Origin of the sequence: Synechococcus sp. CCY9201 (genome assembly GCF_034931105.1) — a bacterium.
Taxonomy (GTDB): domain Bacteria; phylum Cyanobacteriota; class Cyanobacteriia; order PCC-6307; family Cyanobiaceae; genus CBW1002.
Genome location: NZ_JAYGIC010000016.1, coordinates 1 through 16,841 on the forward strand (window position 1 = coordinate 1; position 16,841 = coordinate 16,841).

The following is a 16,841-nucleotide window of genomic DNA, read 5'->3' on the forward strand; positions in this document are numbered from 1 at the left end:
GCCCGCCACGGCCAGCTGGTGCATCTGCACACCCCGATCACCGCCAGCCTCGGGGAACAGCAACCCCTGGCCCTGGCCGCGGCCCTGCATCCCACCCCGGCGGTGGCCGGCCTGCCCCGGCGGGAGGCCATGGCCTGGTTGCGCAGCCTCGAGCCCTTCGAGCGAGGTACTTACGCCGCGCCCCTGGGCTGGATCGACAGCGAGGGGGATGCCGAGCTGCGGGTGGCGATCCGCAGTGGCACCCTGCGCGGCCGCGAGCTGGAACTCACCGCCGGCGCCGGGTTGGTGCAGGGCTCGGTGGCGGAGCGGGAACTGCAGGAGGTCGCCCTCAAGCTGGGGGTGCTGCAGCAGCAGCTCAATCTGCCGCTGGCTCCGATGCCGCATTGATGCACGAGCGCTGCCTCGGGTTTCTGCACCGCTCCTGCCCCTAGCCGGCCATGGCCCCCCTGCTCGTTCTGCTGTTGCTGCTGAGCGGTCTGCTGGTCAGTGGCCTGCTGCTGCGCCAGCACTTTGGCCGCGCCACCCTCCATCGGGTGATTGTCGAGGCGGACACGCCGGCGGGCAAGGCCTTTGACCTGTTGCTGCTGATCGCCATCAGCGCCAGCGTGTTGGCGGTGATCCTGGAAAGCGACAGCCGCGTGGCCTTGAGCCATCCCCATCTCTTCGAGGGGCTGGAATGGGGCTTCACATTGCTGTTCGGTCTCGAATACGTGCTGCGGCTGTTGTGCACCAGTCAGCCGCTGCGGTATGCCACCAGCTTCTTCGGCGTGGTGGATCTGATCGCGATCCTGCCCAGTTTCCTGGGGTTGATGCTGGCGGGAACCAAATACTTTCTGGTGGTACGGATCCTGCGGCTGCTGCGGGTTTTCAGGATCCTCAAGCTGGGCGAATATCTGCAGGAATCGGAGCTGCTCTGGCGGGCGATAGTGGCCAGCCGGCGCAAGATCATCGTCTTTCTGATGACCATGGTGCTCCTTGTGGTCATCATCGGAGCTCTGATGTATCTGATCGAGGGCGAATCCGGCGGCTTCGTCAGCATCCCGGTCGGGATCTACTGGGCCGTGGTCACCGTGACCACCGTGGGCTATGGCGATGTCGCGCCGGTCACCCCCCTGGGGCGCTTCGTCGCCTCGATCGTGATGTTGCTGGGCTACAGCATCATCGCGGTGCCCACCGGCATCCTCACGGTGGGGATTCAGCAGGCACGCCGCCGCCAGGAGCCGGTGCGGCGCTGCCCCAGCTGCGGCAAGGGGGGGCACCAGGGCGATGCCCGCTTCTGCCGCCAGTGCGGCAACCGGCTCTGAGGGGGCGCGCCGGCGTGGTTCAGGTGGGGTTGCTTCAGCCCTGTGCCAGCAACCGCTCGATCGTCAGATCCGCCAGCGGCTGCCCCGCCAGCCGTTCGACTTCCCGCACACCGGTGGGGCTGGTCACGTTGATTTCGCTGAGGCGGCCATCGATCACATCGATCCCCACGAAGAACAGACCCTCCGCCCGCAGCACCGGGGCCAGTTCGGCGCAGATCCGCCGCTCCGCCTCCGTCAGCTCGGTGACCTCCGGCGCCCCACCCACCGCCAGGTTGCTGCGGAACTCACCCGGCAGGGGCTTGCGGTTCACGGCCCCGAGCGGTTCGCCGTCCACCAGCAGGATGCGCTTGTCGCCGGCCGTCACCCCCGGCAGGAAGGCCTGCACCATCACCGGCAACCGTTCCTGCTGGGTCACCAGCTCCAGCAGGGCCGTGAGTCCGGGGGCTGAGGCCGCACTGCGCACCACCCCCTGACCGGCCCGGCCACCCAGGGGCTTGAGCACCACATCGCCGTGCTCGGCGGCAAAGGCGGCCAACTGCTCCACCCGGGCACTCACCAGCGAGGGCGCCATCAGGTGGCTGAAGCGCAGGGAACCGACTTTCTCGTTCCAGCCGCGCAGGGAGGCGGCCCGGTTGAGCACCCGCACCCCCTGGCGCTCGGCCAGCTCCAGCAGATGGGTGGCATAGAGGTAGGCCTCGTCCACGGGCGGATCCTTGCGCATCCAGACCCGGGGAAACGCTTCGAGGGGCAGCAAGCGTGGCGACTCGGCCCGGTACCAGGGCTGGGGCACCTGCCAGCCCGTCGGATCGGCCACCATCGGCTCCAGCCATACCGGCTGGGCCCACACCCAGGCACGATGGCCGCGGTCGTCAACGCCGCTGACTGGCGGTGCGGCCGACAGGTCGGCGATGGTGGCCACCCAGACCTCCTGGCCGGCCCGTTGAGCCGCCTGCATCAGGGCCACGCTCGAATCCTTGGCGGGATTGAGCCGGGCGATCGGATCGATCAGGAACAGCTGGGAGGCGGAACCGGGGGGCGGAAGGACGCTCACCGTCAGCTGCCCAGGAGGGGATCGAGCTGGCCCTTGTGATCGAGGGCATGCAACTCATCGCAGCCCCCGATGCCCTGGCCATCAATGAAGATCTGGGGCAGGCTCGTGCGCCCATCGGCCCGCTCGCTCATCGCCGCCCGGGCGGCATGGTCGCCATCGATGCCGTACTCGGTGTAGGGCACTCCCTTGCGCTCCAGCAGCTGCTTGGCGCGAATGCAGAACGGGCAATACCGCCAGGTGTAGATCTCAACGTTGGCGGCCATCTCCTCAACTCAGGCGGAAGGGTGGATCCTAGAAGTGAATAGCGGCACGGCTGGGCATGGTGATCAGGGGGCTGAGGGCTGGGCCATGACATGGACACGCCGCCACCTGTTGCTGGTCGCGGCGTCGAGTGCAGTGGCCGGCACGGTTCCCTGGAGGGCGCAGGCCAGGCCGTCGGCAGGCGAGTCTTCGGGATTGCCGGTCACGCCGTTGCAGCTGCTGGCGGCGCCCGTCTTCAACGACCAGGTTCTGTTCGCCCTCGGCGGTGCCAGCTCCCAGACGGCGGAGGTGGGAGAAGTGCTGCGGATCGCCCAGGTGATCCGTGCCCGCAGCGGCAACCCTTCCGATCCACCCACGGCTGCCTTCGATGCCCTGGTCGAGGCCTTCGGTAGCGCCGGAGATCGGCTCGAACAGTTGGCCGAGCAGGCCAGTGCGCACCCCGTCACCTCCCGCCACCGCTGGTTCCGCGCCGCCACCTGCGCCGCCCAGCAGCTGTTCTTCGTGCTCGGCAGCGGCGATGGCGCGCGAGAGGAGGCTCTCTTTGCCTCTGCCCAGCGCCGCTGGCTGCAGGCGATCCGCCTCCTGGAGCCCCGGGTCGAACGGTTCGTGGTGGCCTCGCGCTTCGGAGAGCTTCCTGTCACCTTCTTCCCCGCCCCTGGCGGAAGCGGAGCGCGCCCCACGGTGCTGATCAGCGAGGGCAGCGACGGGCAGAACGTCGAAACGATGCAGTTCGGCGTCACCGCTGCCCTGGCCCGGGGATACAACGTTGTCCTGTTCGAGGGGCCCGGCCAGATGTCGCTGCTGTTCCAGCGGCAGATCCCCTTCACCCCTGACTGGGACCAGGTGGTGGGTCCGGTGCTGGATGCCGTGCGTCAACGCAGCGACGTGGGGCGGGTGGCCCTGATCGGGATCTCCTTCGGCGGCATGCTCTGCGCCCGGGCCGCGGCTGCGCTCAGCGGGCTGGATGCGGTGGTGTTCGAACCGGCGGCCTGGAGTTTTACCCCCCTCTGGGGTGATCAGACCAGCATGGCCGCCGTGCAACGCAGCCAGGGGGCTGGGAGCCGCGAGCAGCAGCAGGTGTGCCGCCAGGTGAATGCCGGCCTGCAGGCCGCCTGGCCCTCCCTGAGCCCGACCGAGCGGTTCCAGATTCACAAGCGGGGCGAGATCTTCAGCCGCCAGGTGCTGCTGGAGGCCAGGGCGGGCCAGCCGCCCTCCGATTACTACGGCCTGCTCGAAGCGATGTTGCCCTTCGATTTCCGCAGCGACTGGCAGCGCATCCGGATTCCCAGCCTGGTGCTGGCCAACCAGGGGGACTGGGCCTTTGCCGACCAGTCGGAGCAGGCCTTTGCCCTGTTGACCGCCCTGCCTCCGAGCCAGAAGCGGCTGGTGCGTCTCACGGCGGCCGAAGGGGCCTCCCTGCACGACCAGCCGGTGGGTGCCCAGGTGGCGGAGGAGATCGTCTTCGACTGGCTCGACGAGCAACTGCGCTGATACGGTCGCCCCATGCGACCTCCCTCCACGGTGCTCGACCTCACCGACTTCAAACGCGATCTGTCCGAGCTCACCGACCGCCTGGGCAATGCCCAGGACTGTCTTTGACGTACCGGCCCTGAAAGCCCGCCAGCGCGACCTCGAGCAGCTGGCCTCCCAGCCCGATTTCTGGGATGACCAGCAGGAGGCGCGCCGCCAGATGCGCCTGCTCGACGATGTGAAGAGCCAGCTCGAGCAGCTGGCCCGCTGGCGCGGCGCCGTGGACGACGCCGAAGCCACCCTGGAGCTGTACGGGCTGGAGCCCGACGATGACCTGCTGGAGGAGGCCAGCAGCGGCCTCGCCACCCTGCGTTCCGATCTGGACCGCTGGGAGCTGGAGCGGCTGCTCTCCGGCACCTACGACAAGGAGGGCGCCGTGATTTCGATCAATGCCGGTGCCGGCGGCACCGACGCCCAGGACTGGGCCCTGATGCTGATGCGCATGTACACGCGCTGGGCTGAAGACCACGGCATGAAGGTGACCGTGGACGAACTCTCGGAAGGGGAGGAGGCGGGGATCAAGAGCTGCACGATCGAGATCGAGGGCCGCTACGCCTACGGCTACCTGCGCAATGAAAAGGGCACCCACCGGCTGGTGCGGATCTCGCCGTTCAACGCCAACGACAAGCGCCAGACCAGCTTCGCTGGTGTGGAGGTGATGCCGAAGCTGGATGAGGAGGTGAAACTCGACATCCCCGACAAGGACCTGGAGATCACCACCTCCCGTTCGGGCGGTGCCGGTGGCCAGAACGTCAACAAGGTGGAGACGGCCGTGCGGATCCTGCACATCCCCACCGGCCTGTTCGTGCGCTGCACCCAGGAACGTTCCCAGCTGCAGAACAAGGAGAAGGCGATGGCGCTGCTGATGGCCAAGCTGCTGGTGATCGCCCAGGAGCAGCGGGCCTCCGAAATCGCCGACATCCGTGGCGACATCGTGGAAGCGGCCTGGGGTAATCAGATCCGGAACTACGTGTTCCACCCTTACCAGATGGTGAAGGATCTGCGCACCCAGCACGAAACCACCGACGTGCAGGGCGTGATGGATGGTGACCTGGACCCCTTCATCGAGAGCCTGCTGCACCAGGGGGTGGAGATGGCCACCGAAGCGCCGGACTGAGGCGCCGGACCGATGCGCAGGACTGAAGCAACCGACTGAACCTCCGGGCTCACGATCGGCGTCTGAAACGCCGACACTGAACAGGCGCAAACGAACGCTCTCCCGTCTCTTTTCCTTGATGCCGGATTCTTCACCAGACCCGCAGGCGCCACCGGCCAGTTTCGTGAAACTGGCCATGCGCAACATGGTGCGCAAGGGACGCCAGAGCCTGGTGCATTTCGGCCTCACCGCCCTGGGCCTGTGCGGATTTCTGGTGCTGATCGCCTGGCTGGGCCGGCCCACCCTGCCCCCCACGGGCTGACGCCATGCCCGCCGACTCCACCATCGAGATCGACCCCAACGAGATCGACCTTGACCTGGCCTTCCAGGCGGACGACAGCCTTGAAGCCGCTCTGCTGGCAGCGGCAGCGCCCCTGGCCGATGTCGTGGCGGGGCTGGAACCCTGGAGCGAGCACCTGGGGCGCTGGCTGGCGGAGCTGAGGCCGGAGCTGCCCGGCACATTGCAGGCAACGGCCTACAGCCTTGGCCTCAGCCTCTGCAGCGATGCCGCAATCGCCGAACTCAACGCCTCCTGGCGGCAGAAAAATGGCGCCACGGACGTGCTCGCCTTCGCCGCCCAGGAGACCGCTGAAGGCGAACAGTTCCCCGATCTGCCGATGGCGGCTGGGATGGAGCTGGAGGCCCTGGAGCTGGGCGACATCGTGATCTCGCTGGAAACCGCCGCTCGCCAGGCCGGAGATGCTGGCAACACGCTTGAGGATGAGCTGCTGTTCCTGGCCAGCCATGGCCTGCTTCACCTGCTCGGCTGGGACCATCCCGATGAGCCCAGCCTCGCGGCCATGCTGGCCCTGCAGGAGCGTTTGATCAGGACTGGTCAGGCCGAAAACCGGCGGTAGGGTGCGCCAAGAGACGCGTTGCCGGTACCGATGCCATGCAGGTTCCGCACGAGCCCCCCATCCTCACGCTGCATGAGCCCAGCGGCCTGGCGATGAGCACGCAAGGGACTTCCCGCAGCCGCAAACCCCGACTGGGTGCCTGGACCGTGGCAGGGGATCTGCCCTCCAGCTTTCGCTACGCAGCGCAGGGCGTGATCTATGGCTTCCGCAGCCAGCGCAACTTCCGCATCCATGTGGGCACGGGGGTGGTGGTGTTCTCCCTGGGCCTCTGGCTCGGGCTGAGCGCCGACCGGCTCGCGGTGCTGGTGCTCACGGTGGCGACGGTGCTGGTGCTGGAGCTGCTCAACACCGCCACCGAAGCCGTGGTCGACCTGGCGATCGGGCGATCCTTCCACCCCCTGGCCAAGATCGCCAAAGACTGCGCCGCCGCCGCTGTGCTGGTGGCGGCCCTGGCCTCGCTGCTGGTGGCGGGCCTGTTGCTGCTGCCGCCGCTGATGCTGCGGCTGGGCCTCTGAGGCTGCGCCCTGCCAAGCCATCCCGCTGCTGAGGCGGCAACGTTGAATGGGGCAATCGATGCGGCGCCTGCCGGCGCCCGAAGGCTCCCATGCTGCTGGTCCTCGACAACTACGACAGCTTCACGTTCAACCTGGTGCAGTATCTGGGCGAGCTGGCGACGGACCATCCCCTGGCTGCTGAGCTGCGGGTGGAACGCAACGATGCCCTCAGCCTGGAGCAGATCCGGGAACTCGCCCCCGCCGCGATTCTGATCTCCCCCGGCCCAGGCGATCCAGATCAGTCGGGTGTGTGCCTGGAGGTGTTGCGGCAGCTCAGCCCCACCGTGCCCACCCTGGGGGTGTGCCTGGGCCACCAGGCCATTGCCCAGGTGTATGGAGGGCGAGTGGTGCGGGCGGCGGAGCTGATGCACGGCAAGACCTCTCCGGTGCGCCATGGCGGCGAAGGGGTGTTCGCCGGCCTGCCTGATCCCCTCACCGCCACGCGGTATCACAGCCTGATCGCCGAGCGCGCCAGCCTGCCGGAGTGCCTGGAGATCACGGCCTGGCTCGACGACGGCACGATCATGGGCCTGCGGCACCGTGACCATCCCCATATCGAGGGGGTGCAGTTCCACCCCGAAAGCGTGCTCACCCAGAACGGCCATGCGCTGCTGGCCAACTTTCTGCGGCAGGCGAGCCTGCATCCGAGCAACCAGCGCCAGGCCAGTCGCTGAGCAGCCCGGCCAAACTGTTCTGGCGCCCCATCGCTGCTAGTTTCGCGCCACGCAAGGGCCCTTGGGGCCGCCTCCCCCATCCCATGGCTGTTGCCGGTTTCCGCCGATTCCGCCCCCTGGCGACGCTCACGGCCACCAGCGTGCTGGCGGGAACCACCCTGGCAGGAGCGGCCCTCACCCCGGCTGCGCTGGCTGCAGGCGGGGTAACCATCACCAGCTATGGCCACAGCGCCCTGTTGATCCGTGGCGGCGGCGCCACCGTGCTGGTGAATCCGTTCAAGGCCGTGGGTTGTGCCGCGGGCCTGAGCGAGCCGCGGGTGGGTGCCGATGTGATCCTGGCCAGCAGTCGCCTGCTGGATGAAGGAGCCCCGGTGGCCAGCGGCCGCATGCTGGTGACTCCGGGTTCCTATCGCGTCGCGGGCCTGCAGATCGAGGGGATCGCCGCACCCCATGACCGGGTCGGGGGCCGCCGCTTCGGGCAGTCCACCCTGTGGCGCTGGCAGCAGGGTGGACTCACCTTCGCCCACCTGGGCGGTACCGCCGCCAGGCTGGCCCCGGCCGATCGGGTGCTGCTTGGCACGCCGGATGTGCTGATCATCGGGGTCGGCGGTGGCGCGAAGGTCTATACCGGTGCCGAGGCGGCGGAGGTTGTGCGGGAACTGAAGCCTCGCAGGGTTATCCCCGTTCAGCACAACAGCGGCAAGGAGAATCCGGATTGCGACCAGGGCAGCGTCGAGCCCTTTCTGCAGGCCATGGCCGGGACCCCGGTGAAGCGGGTGGGCAGCAGTGTGACCCTGCCGGGCAAGCTGAGTGAGGGCACCGAGATCATGGTGATGCGCTGAGCTCGATGGCGGCATAGGCCGCCCAGAAGCACTCCATCTGGTCCAGCGTTCCAAGGCTCACCCGCAGGGAGCCATCGATCAGGGGTTTGCCCGCCATCGAGCGCACCAGAATGCCGGCTCGCCGCAACTCGGCCTCCACCTCAGCCGGATCCCCCTGGGGCCAGAGCAGCAGATAGTTGCCCCCGTCCACGTGGTGGCGCACACCGGCCTCCCGCAGGCGTTGCACCAGCCAGTCCCGGGCCCGCAGCACCTCCGCCACATAGGCCTCCACATAGGGCTGGTCAGCCAGGGCGGCATGGGCGGCAGTCACGGCAAAGCTGTTGATGTCGTAGGGGCCGGTGACCCGGCTCACCCGGTCCACCACGGCTGCTGGCCCGATCGCGAAACCGATGCGCAGCCCCGCCAGGCCGGCCGTCTTGGCCAGGGAGCGCAGCACCAGGAGGTTCGGATAGGCCGCAAACGGATCAGCGGCGCCGCTGGCCTGCAGCAGGAGCGGCAGCACGCTGTCGCCGGTGAAGGCCTCATAGAGCTCATCCACCACCACCAGGGTGTGGGGTGCCAGCGCCGCCAGCTCCAGGATCCGCTTCGGTGCCAGCCGGGTGCCGGTGGGGTTGTTGGGGTTGCAGAGCAACAGGATGCGAGGTGGCGTCCAGCTCGCCTGGGCTTCATCGCCATCTGCATCGCCACCCGCATCGCTTGCCGCCGGTGGCTGAAGCGCGGCCTGGATCGCGGCCAGCGGGAACGTGAACGACGGCTCCTCGTAGGGAATCGCCTCGATCGCCATGCCCTGCATCCGGGCGCAGGGGTTGTAGTAGCCGAAGGTGGGGCTGGTGGTGAGCAGCCGGTCTCCTGCCGCGCCATAGGCCTGGAACAGGGCGTGGATCGCGGCATCCACGCCGTTGAACAGGCCAACCTGCTCAGGGGCGAGTGACCGGACCAGCCCTGGGGCTGTGGCACTGAGGTTGGCTACCACCGCCTCGCGCAGGCCGTCGTATTCCGGGTAGATGGCGTAGTGGTCGGCCGGGATGGCGCGAATCGCCTCCACCACCCGGGGGCTGGGCCCCACGGTGTTCTCGTTGAAATCGAGCCGCAGCAGGCCGCGCCTGCCCTCCAGGGGGGCGCTGTAGGACTGCAGCGACTCCACCTCGGGCCGGGCCTTGGGTCCTGGAGGCAGGCTGGCGGGCAAGGCGGAACGGGGCGACGATCAACGGCAGCGTAGGGAGGCCTGGTCCAGCGCTACCGCGAGAGATGGGCAGCGCTGAGGTGAAGGCGTTCCTCAGCCATCTGGCGGTCGATCTGCAGGTGAGCGCCTCCACCCAGGAACCAGGCGCTGGCGGCTCTGTTGTTTCTCTACCGCGAGCTGCTGGAGCGGGACCTGGACTTGGAGGGGGTCGTGCGGGCTCTGAGGCGGCTGCCGGTGGTGGCGGAATTGCTCTATGCCAGCGGGCTTCGGTTGATTGAGGCCCTGCGGCTACGGGTGCAGGATCTGGATTTCGACCGACATGAGCTCACGGTGCGTGACGGCAAGGGCGGCAAGGATCGCCGCACCTTGCTCCCGAATCGCCTGGGCGATCAACTGCGGGAGCATCTGGAGGATGTGCGGCAGATCCATCGAGCGGATCTTGCTCAAGGCTGGGGGGGGGGCATGCTGCCGTACGCCTTGGCTCGAAAGTACCGCAATGCTGAACGACAATGGGGCTGGCCATGGGTATTCCCGCAGCACAAACGCTGGAAAGACCAACCAACAGGAAAAGAAGGACGCCACCACCTGGATCCACGTGTGATCCAAAAGGCAGTGAAACAAGCCGTTGTACGTGCTGGCCTTGCAAAACCTGTCGGTTGCCCCACATTCCGCCATCCCTTTGCGACTCACCTGCGGGAGCGCGGACAAGACATCCGAACCATTCAGGAATGAATGGGCTACTCGGATCTGAACACCACGATGATCTATACGCACCTTCTCAAACGCGGCCCGATGGGCGTCATCAGCTCTGCCGATCAATCGTAGCTATCGCTACAAGTGGTTATCGGGTCCGGTAACCACTGTTGATTATGAACACGATCGCCTAAGAGCCCCTGCGGTTGCTGAGGTAGGATAGCCTCAGTCAAGATAGTTCACAGAAGACGACGCGAGCCATGCAGCGGTTTACGGAATCCATCCAATTAGCGTTATATTCAAAGGGAGTGCAGATGAGTTCTTTTGGCAAGAATCAAGACAGATGGCCCTCGCCGAAATTTGATAACAATGACCAGCCTCATTTTTTATTCATAATCACACCACCATATTCAGGGTCAACGGCACTAGCAGAGATTATAAATACAAGCCATAGAACAATGATCTTGCAGCCAACAGGGGAAGGACAGTGGCTATTGCCAGGATTGTGCGAGAATGATAGATGGAATCCTGAGAAGGACGTGAATTATCTATCAGTAAAAGCGACTTGGCTTAACGCGTATCAGCAAGTGAGGCGGTTGACTCAAAATGTTGATGTAGTAATTGAAAAAAGTCCACCAAATATGATGAGAATGAAACAACTCTCATCACAGTTTCGTGATCATTCGTTTCTAGCGAATAACCGAGATCCATATGCTAATTGCGCGAGTAGGCTATATCGTAATCACGACGCGGACAACTTGAGTTCTGACAAGAGGAAAGAAGTATTAAGTTCTATTGCAGAAGATTGGATAATGAGAAGTTATAAGATCAAGGAGTTAATATCTACTCTTAACGCTCCACTTCTGACGTACGAAGATTTTTGCCGCAATCCATCATCAGTAATTAATATGCTAAATACGCCAAAAGGTGTATCCGAATCTATTGATCCAGATGCCAATGTAAAGGTAAAAGACTATGACAGTCAACCTGTATCAAACCAAAATGAGCGGCAGATTTCCAAGTTGGTAAATGGGGAAATAGAGCATATCAGCGAATTGCTTAAATCAAATACTGAGTTACTCGAATATTTTGGATATCAATTATTGCGATGAAAGAATATAGCAATCGTATGCACTTTGGCAGCAAAAGTGCCGTTCGTTTCTCGCTATGCTTTTTGCTGCCGGTGAAGCGAAGCGTTGTGCCCCGCACCCAGATTCCTAAGAAACCATATGCCTGAACTTGTTTACTATGTTGCATCAACCTTGGATGGTTTCATCGCACATATAGATGGCTCCTTCGATGGCTTCGAATGGGATGACGAAGTAGGGCCTCCTGAGAAAGTAAGAACCACCCCCAGGGCAACAATATGGGGAGGCCCGGCTGACCTCTGAGTGTTGCTCAGGCTGCAGCCGATTGATTGCTCAGGAGTCGCTCCTCGCCTCTTCGGATGGATTCAGTGCCGATCAGTAGCTGAAACAAGAAGGCAAAAAGGACAAAAAGAAGCTCCAGCAGCTTCTCGAGGTTCATCACCAGTACAGCCAATGCAATGGCTGATCCTTGGGTGGCAGCGAGCTTCTCACGAATCAAACCCAATCCAAATCGCCGCTTCCCCTGTCCGATTTTGCCTTCTACCGCGTTACGTTGCCGTTGATCATCAAGACACTGTCTCTTCTCTTCTGCCACAAGCTCAGGATCGCTCTTGGGCCGACCAAGGCGAGGTCCACTCAGGCGAATCCCATGACGCTGACAGAAAGCGCGGTTCGCTCGAGTCCGATAGATCTGATCGGCACAGATCACTTCTGGATAATGACCATGACGATGGCGATAGGCTCTTGCTTGAGCCTTTAGATCTTCTCCTTCGTTGTAGGGGTCGTAGCTCAGGCGATCTAGGTAGGTGAATCCATCACCCGTAACTGGAAATTGAGATCTTGACTCCGAATTCGACATTACATCTGACTTTGCCATGAACTATGGGCCTGATGTGAGCTTGGAAGATGCTCACGATCCGATTGGGGATGCTTCTGCTGTCTGAGTGGTAGAGAATCTTCTGCTGGCGAACCAGCTCGCTGACCACCAAGAGTTTCTGATACCCCCCAGTGTCAGCAAACGAACCAGTACGCGCGTACGCCCTCGCGCCCGAAACACCCACGGCCAAGCCAGAGCGCCCTTGCCACTCTGGTCATGAGGACATCGGGCCATGGCCGATGACATCTTTGGAGGCCTGACCCCGAAAGCAAACGTGGCCTGGGATTCGAATTGCGCTCCCTGCCCTGGCGACGGCTCTACTGACCAATGAGTTAGTCGGCCGATCCCGATTCGGAATTTGCTGATTTTAGTGCGCGAATCCTGCCTGATGCCCTCCCGATCACCTAAGAGTTTGCGGAAAAACCGCCTGAGAATCCGCGTTTTTCCTCCTGAGAGCTGGTGCAGCTCATTTCGGTCTGGTTTTCAGAGTTTCAGCGGCTCAGAGCTCCCCTTTTGGTGTGTTTTGCCCCTTTGGGGCTCCCTGATCACTGCCGTCTGGGCACACTTCTGGGCAACCACCTGTTCACGCCGCCGCCATCGCCGGTTTGAGCAGGTTGCCCAGGCGGATCAGGTTGTAGGCGATCACATTCAGGCCGAACACCGCACTCACCTTCTCGGTGCCGCGCAGCTTGAACTGGCGCAGACCTCCCCACTGTTTGATCCAGCCAAACACCTTCTCGATGCCGCGGCGGGCATGGATCGACTTGGCGTAGCCCACGTGGCGGGTGGTGCGGCCATCGATGGCGGAACCACCAGATCGGGCGGTGTTCTGCACCACGTGCGGCGTCACGCCGATGCGGCGCATCTCGGCGACAAAGCCCCTGGTGTCGTAGTGCTTGTCGGCACCGATGGTTTTCTGGTGGGCACCGGGACGATCCGCGGCCATGGCCATGGCTTTGGCGGCATCCCGCTCCCCGGTGCCCGTGGCTTGCGTGACCTTGCAATCGACGATCAGGGCATGGCGGTTGTCCATGAGCACATGACCCCGGTAGCTCGGTTGAGCCGGGTGGGCGTTGGATTTCCGGGCCAGCAAGGCGTCGGGATCACTGCCGGAGCGGTGGGTCTTGTTGCTGAGCTTGATGCCTCGGAAATCGCCTTTCGCCCGCTTCTTGCCGGGCTTTGGAGCGCCAAAACCCTCGCCCGGGCCTGACGGCGGTGGCGGCGGATCGTCCTGCCCATCGATCCGCTCCAGTGAGGCATGGGAGGCCCAGGCCTGCAGCAAGGTGCCATCCACCGAGAAGTGCTCGTCACTGAGCAGCGGCTTGACCTCCGGAGCACCCATCAGCTTCTCCAGGAACTTCCCCATCACCTGCTCGTTCAGCAGCCGCTCCCGGTTTTTTGTGAATGTGGTGGGATGCCAGATCGGATCATCCGGGCTCAGGCCCACAAACCAGCGGAACAGCAGGTTGTAGCGGAGCTGCTCCAGCAACAGCCGCTCGGAGCGGATGCCGTAGAACGCCTGCAGCAACGAGGCCAGCAGCAGCTGCTCCGGTGGCACTGATGGCCGGCCTTCTGCGGCGTAGAGCTTGCAGAAGGTGGGATTGAGGCGATCGAGGGCCTGTTCAGCGAGTTTGCGGATCCGCCGCAGCGGATGGCCGGCCGGGATCCGATCCTCAATCGACACGTAGGAGAACAGGGAGCCGCTGCGCTCCCGTTGACCTCGCATCTGGGCTGGGCAGCTGGCCCATTCTCGCGGAGATGGCCGGGTTTTTCAGCAAACTCTTAGAGGGGATGCGGCGAGTGGGCTTGAGAGTGAACGCACCAATCCCGAGGGACTGGGTTGTTCACTGCAAGTCTATTGGCCAGGGCGAGAAGGCACTTGTCATCCTGGGTCGTTATCTCTACCGTGGAGTGCTGAGCGAGAAGAACATCCTCTCGGATCGAGATGGCATGGTCACGTTTCGCACGCGGGACAACACAGGCAAGGAGATGATCCAGAGCGTCACAGGGGCAGAGTTCCTGTGGATGCTGCTGCGTCATGTGCTGCCCAAGCGGTTCCGGCGTGCCCGTGACTATGGCCTGCTGCATGGCAATCGCAAGGGGCTGCTGCAGACGGTGCAACTGCTGCTGAGGGTGGTGCTACCAGAACCATGGCAGCCAGAGCCCAAGCCTCCCATCCGCTGTCCGCAGTGCGGAGGAGTGATGGAGATCGCAGCCGTGCGGGTTCGCCTGCTCAGACCCCCGTTGCGTTGAATCAGCAAAAGAATCCAAGGAGATACGCCGTAGCGATCAGACAGTGACCACCAAGATGGTTGGTTCCAAAACAGAGCTGACCTGCTGACCCGCCTGCGCCCCTATGCTTCTGTGGTAAGCAGACTGATGAGCCCAAGGCATCGGCAGTAGGCCATTTCACCCAGGCCAAAAGCTGAAGTCAGCATTAAGGATGGCCTGATGTTTCTGCAGTAGGCCCAAACCCCGGAGTTGCCGGCTTGTTCAACTTCGGATAAGATCTTGGCTGCGCACGATCTATCCATAATCGTTCGCCAGAAGAAAACAATGCCACAAAGACCGAACATACTGCTGGTCACTGCAGATGACATGAACTGGGATGCCGTCGGGGCGTATGGGTGCCCAGTGCCGGGAACGACTCCCAATATTGATTCCCTGGCCGCTGACGGGGTCTGTTTCGAACATGCCCATGTAACCATTGCGGTCTGCCAGCCCAGTCGTTCGGCGCTAATGACAGGTCGATACCCCCATCGCAACGGAGGCGAAGGCTTTTTCCGGCTTCGGACACCCAACGTCCCAATTCTTCCCCAACTACTCCGCGATGGTGGATATCGTGTCGGCATTCTAGGCAAGGTGGTCCATTCCACACCGTATGCAGAATTTGAGTGGGATATGACACGGGACATGGATGAGCTTGGGTACGGCCGTAGCCCTGAAAGATACACGCATTACACAACAGAATTCCTGAACCAAGCGAAGCAGGCGGAAGAGCCCTTCTTTCTCATGCTAAACTCCCACGATCCCCATCGTCCATTCTATGGTAATGATAAACCTGAATGGTATGAGGGTTCGGCCGGTTCCGTTGCGGAGGTTCCGTCCCGCACGTTCACCCCCGACGAAGTAAAGACGCCTGGTTGCCTAGCTGATCTGCCCGAAGTGAGACTCGAAATCTCGGAATACTACAACTCGGTTCGGCGCTGCGACGATACCGTCGGCGCTGTCCTGGAAAGTTTGCGCAACGCCGGTTTTCAGGACAACACAATCGTAATCTTCCTTTCGGATAACGGCATGGCTTTCCCGTTTGCCAAGACAAACTGCTACTTGAACAGCACTCGTACCCCTTGGATGATGAGGTGGCCCGGAACGATCCGACCAGGCTTACGTGACACGAAGCATTTCATCTCAGGCATCGACCTGATGCCCACTCTTCTGGATGCTGCAGGCATAGGTGCGCCCGCAGATATGGATGGCTGTTCCTTTCTGCCCCTGCTGCACGGAAAGAAACAGAATGATCGAAAGTTGGTGTTCACACAATTCCACCAGACGGCCGGGCGGCGCAACTACCCTATGCGCTGTGTCCAAAATCATCGTTTCGGATACATCTTCAATCCTTGGTCAAACGGCACGCGCGTTTTCAAGAACGAATCCCAAGCAGGACGAACCATGCAGGCAATGCGCAAAGCAGCGGAGGGTGATCCGGACGTAGCCAACCGCGTAGAACTGTTCTTGTACCGCGTTCCAGAGGAATTCTACGACTTTGTGAACGATCCTGACGCTCTCTACAACCTGATCGACGATCCGAAGTATGCCTCGGAAATCGAGTCTATGCAGGAACAAATGGCGGACTGGATGGAGCGAACGGAAGATCCTGCACTCACAGCATTCCGCAACCGGAATTCACAGGCAGTGCTGGATCAACTCATGACGCAGAGCGCCCTGGAATTGGGTGGTGAATCATAGATATGGCGAACAAAGCGTTGCACAGCGACGCGGTTAACCGGGCGCGTGAACGCAAACGTTAGCCTTAGTCGTGGGTAGGACATGCCTGCACGCTTAAAATGATGATACAATGCCTGTTTCAGTTGTCTGCAGGATTGCAAGACTGGTCGGGCCATGAACAGCTTTATGATTTGCCGTTGCTTATCTCTATGGAAATGGAATTGCAATTGCGCATTTAACCGCTAAATCTTATATTGAAGTCACATGAAAGAAGCTAGTATACCAGTTCTCATGTGTTCCAGGCACAAGAAGATTATTGATTCTTAGATACTGTTTAAAAGATCTTTCAAGGCTCAAAATCTTTTGTCCAGCACGCGGCCCAATTATAGCAACCTCTCTCCAGCCTGCTTTCCCATGCGTAGATAGTCTATCCTCCATGAAGTTTGTAATTCCAATCTGCTGCTCATGTTCACGTTTTAATATGTAGAGCCAGGCCTGTTTATCAGGGTTAAAACCGTGCTCAGAACAGACTGGGTAGCCGCTTGAAGTTGGAGGCGTTCTATTTGCAACACTTGCTGACCAGATATGACCCTTATCGCAAATCCACTGAAGTAACTTAGTTGAATTAACTGTGACCGTTGTAGGATCCCATCCATGCGCCTGCGATGCAATCTGAGGCAATTGTGAAGCTAGGTCGGGACTCCTGAAAAATCCAGATCCATTGCGCCGCAGCTGGTCTCAAGCATGAGAAACCGCTAAAGTAGCCGTGAATCAGGCAATCCGTGATTGCCTTTACTCCTGATCGCTCCATATGTACCGGAGG

Annotated in this window: 18 protein-coding genes and 1 pseudogene; 13 read left to right on the forward strand and 6 right to left on the reverse strand. The window is 62.1% G+C overall.

Annotated features, from left to right (window positions below; genetic code table 11):
* Both VB716_RS01580 and VB716_RS01585 read left to right on the forward strand, forming a co-directional pair.
* Positions 1–387: chorismate-binding protein (locus VB716_RS01580; protein WP_323269550.1), on the forward strand; the 387-nt coding region annotated here is incomplete at its 5' end.
* 50 nt (positions 388–437) lie between these two features.
* Positions 438–1,304, forward strand: coding sequence for an ion transporter (locus VB716_RS01585; RefSeq protein WP_323269551.1), 867 nt, complete (start codon positions 438–440; stop codon positions 1,302–1,304).
* Positions 1,305–1,338: 34 nt separating this feature from the next.
* On the opposite strand, the gene gshB is transcribed toward VB716_RS01585, so the two are convergent.
* Together gshB and grxC are read right to left on the reverse strand one after the other, a co-directional pair.
* Positions 1,339–2,355 (reverse strand): glutathione synthase, encoded by a 1,017-nt coding sequence (gene gshB / locus VB716_RS01590; RefSeq protein WP_323269552.1) that lies wholly within the window; start codon positions 2,353–2,355, stop codon positions 1,339–1,341.
* 2 nt (positions 2,356–2,357) lie between these two features.
* Positions 2,358–2,618, reverse strand: a complete 261-nt coding sequence (gene grxC, locus VB716_RS01595) for a glutaredoxin 3 (RefSeq protein ID WP_197158544.1) — start codon at positions 2,616–2,618, stop codon at positions 2,358–2,360.
* Positions 2,619–2,703: 85 nt separating this feature from the next.
* Here grxC and VB716_RS01600 point away from each other — a divergent pair, with 85 nt between their 5' ends.
* From VB716_RS01600 to VB716_RS01630, 7 genes are all read left to right on the forward strand, one after another.
* Positions 2,704–4,107 (forward strand): alpha/beta hydrolase, encoded by a 1,404-nt coding sequence (locus VB716_RS01600; protein ID WP_322758232.1) that lies wholly within the window; start codon positions 2,704–2,706, stop codon positions 4,105–4,107.
* A gap of 30 nt (positions 4,108–4,137) precedes the next feature.
* Positions 4,138–5,263, forward strand: a protein-coding gene (gene prfB / locus VB716_RS01605; protein ID WP_197159045.1) for a peptide chain release factor 2 whose coding sequence is annotated in 2 segments (ribosomal slippage) — positions 4,138–4,212 and positions 4,214–5,263 — 1,125 coding nt in all. Because the reading frame shifts where the segments join, the coding sequence is not laid out codon by codon here.
* Between the two features lie 118 nt (positions 5,264–5,381).
* Positions 5,382–5,564 (forward strand): DUF3285 domain-containing protein, encoded by a 183-nt coding sequence (locus VB716_RS01610; RefSeq protein ID WP_197158546.1) that lies wholly within the window; start codon positions 5,382–5,384, stop codon positions 5,562–5,564.
* A 4-nt stretch (positions 5,565–5,568) separates the two neighbouring features.
* Complete coding sequence (gene ybeY / locus VB716_RS01615) at positions 5,569–6,159, forward strand: rRNA maturation RNase YbeY (RefSeq protein ID WP_323246632.1); 591 nt, start codon at positions 5,569–5,571, stop codon at positions 6,157–6,159.
* Between the two features lie 92 nt (positions 6,160–6,251).
* Positions 6,252–6,674 (forward strand): diacylglycerol kinase family protein, encoded by a 423-nt coding sequence (locus VB716_RS01620; RefSeq protein ID WP_197159046.1) that lies wholly within the window; start codon positions 6,252–6,254, stop codon positions 6,672–6,674.
* An 89-nt stretch (positions 6,675–6,763) separates the two neighbouring features.
* The gene (locus VB716_RS01625; RefSeq protein WP_197158548.1) at positions 6,764–7,387 is read left to right on the forward strand and encodes an anthranilate synthase component II; all 624 of its coding nucleotides are present in this window, start codon (positions 6,764–6,766) and stop codon (positions 7,385–7,387) included.
* An 83-nt stretch (positions 7,388–7,470) separates the two neighbouring features.
* The gene (locus VB716_RS01630) at positions 7,471–8,229 is read left to right on the forward strand and encodes an MBL fold metallo-hydrolase (RefSeq protein ID WP_323269553.1); all 759 of its coding nucleotides are present in this window, start codon (positions 7,471–7,473) and stop codon (positions 8,227–8,229) included.
* Here VB716_RS01630 and VB716_RS01635 read toward each other — a convergent pair.
* Positions 8,213–9,415 (reverse strand): histidinol-phosphate transaminase, encoded by a 1,203-nt coding sequence (locus VB716_RS01635; RefSeq protein WP_323269554.1) that lies wholly within the window; start codon positions 9,413–9,415, stop codon positions 8,213–8,215. The two genes, VB716_RS01630 and VB716_RS01635, sit on opposite strands and share 17 nt — an antisense overlap.
* A 234-nt stretch (positions 9,416–9,649) precedes the next feature.
* Between VB716_RS01635 and VB716_RS01640 the strand changes: the two genes are divergently transcribed.
* The gene (locus VB716_RS01640) at positions 9,650–10,144 is read left to right on the forward strand and encodes a tyrosine-type recombinase/integrase (RefSeq protein ID WP_323269555.1); all 495 of its coding nucleotides are present in this window, start codon (positions 9,650–9,652) and stop codon (positions 10,142–10,144) included.
* Positions 10,145–10,419: 275 nt separating this feature from the next.
* The gene (locus VB716_RS01645; RefSeq protein ID WP_323269556.1) at positions 10,420–11,217 is read left to right on the forward strand and encodes a sulfotransferase; all 798 of its coding nucleotides are present in this window, start codon (positions 10,420–10,422) and stop codon (positions 11,215–11,217) included.
* A 369-nt stretch (positions 11,218–11,586) separates the two neighbouring features.
* Here VB716_RS01645 and VB716_RS01650 read toward each other — a convergent pair.
* A pseudogene (locus VB716_RS01650) lies at positions 11,587–12,194 on the reverse strand (transposase); the annotation flags it as partial.
* Positions 12,195–12,653: 459 nt separating this feature from the next.
* Complete coding sequence (locus VB716_RS01655; RefSeq protein ID WP_323269558.1) at positions 12,654–13,796, reverse strand: IS5 family transposase; 1,143 nt, start codon at positions 13,794–13,796, stop codon at positions 12,654–12,656.
* A 32-nt stretch (positions 13,797–13,828) separates the two neighbouring features.
* Here VB716_RS01655 and VB716_RS01660 point away from each other — a divergent pair, with 32 nt between their 5' ends.
* Positions 13,829–14,323 (forward strand): transposase, encoded by a 495-nt coding sequence (locus tag VB716_RS01660; protein WP_323269560.1) that lies wholly within the window; start codon positions 13,829–13,831, stop codon positions 14,321–14,323.
* A gap of 258 nt (positions 14,324–14,581) precedes the next feature.
* A complete protein-coding gene (locus tag VB716_RS01665) occupies positions 14,582–16,039 on the forward strand; it encodes a sulfatase (RefSeq protein WP_323269561.1) in 1,458 nt (485 codons plus the stop codon).
* Between the two features lie 228 nt (positions 16,040–16,267).
* Here the strand turns inward: VB716_RS01665 and VB716_RS17400 are convergent, their stop codons facing one another.
* Positions 16,268–16,699 (reverse strand): zinc-ribbon domain-containing protein, encoded by a 432-nt coding sequence (locus VB716_RS17400; protein WP_416238070.1) that lies wholly within the window; start codon positions 16,697–16,699, stop codon positions 16,268–16,270.
* Positions 16,700–16,841 lie beyond the last annotated feature (142 nt).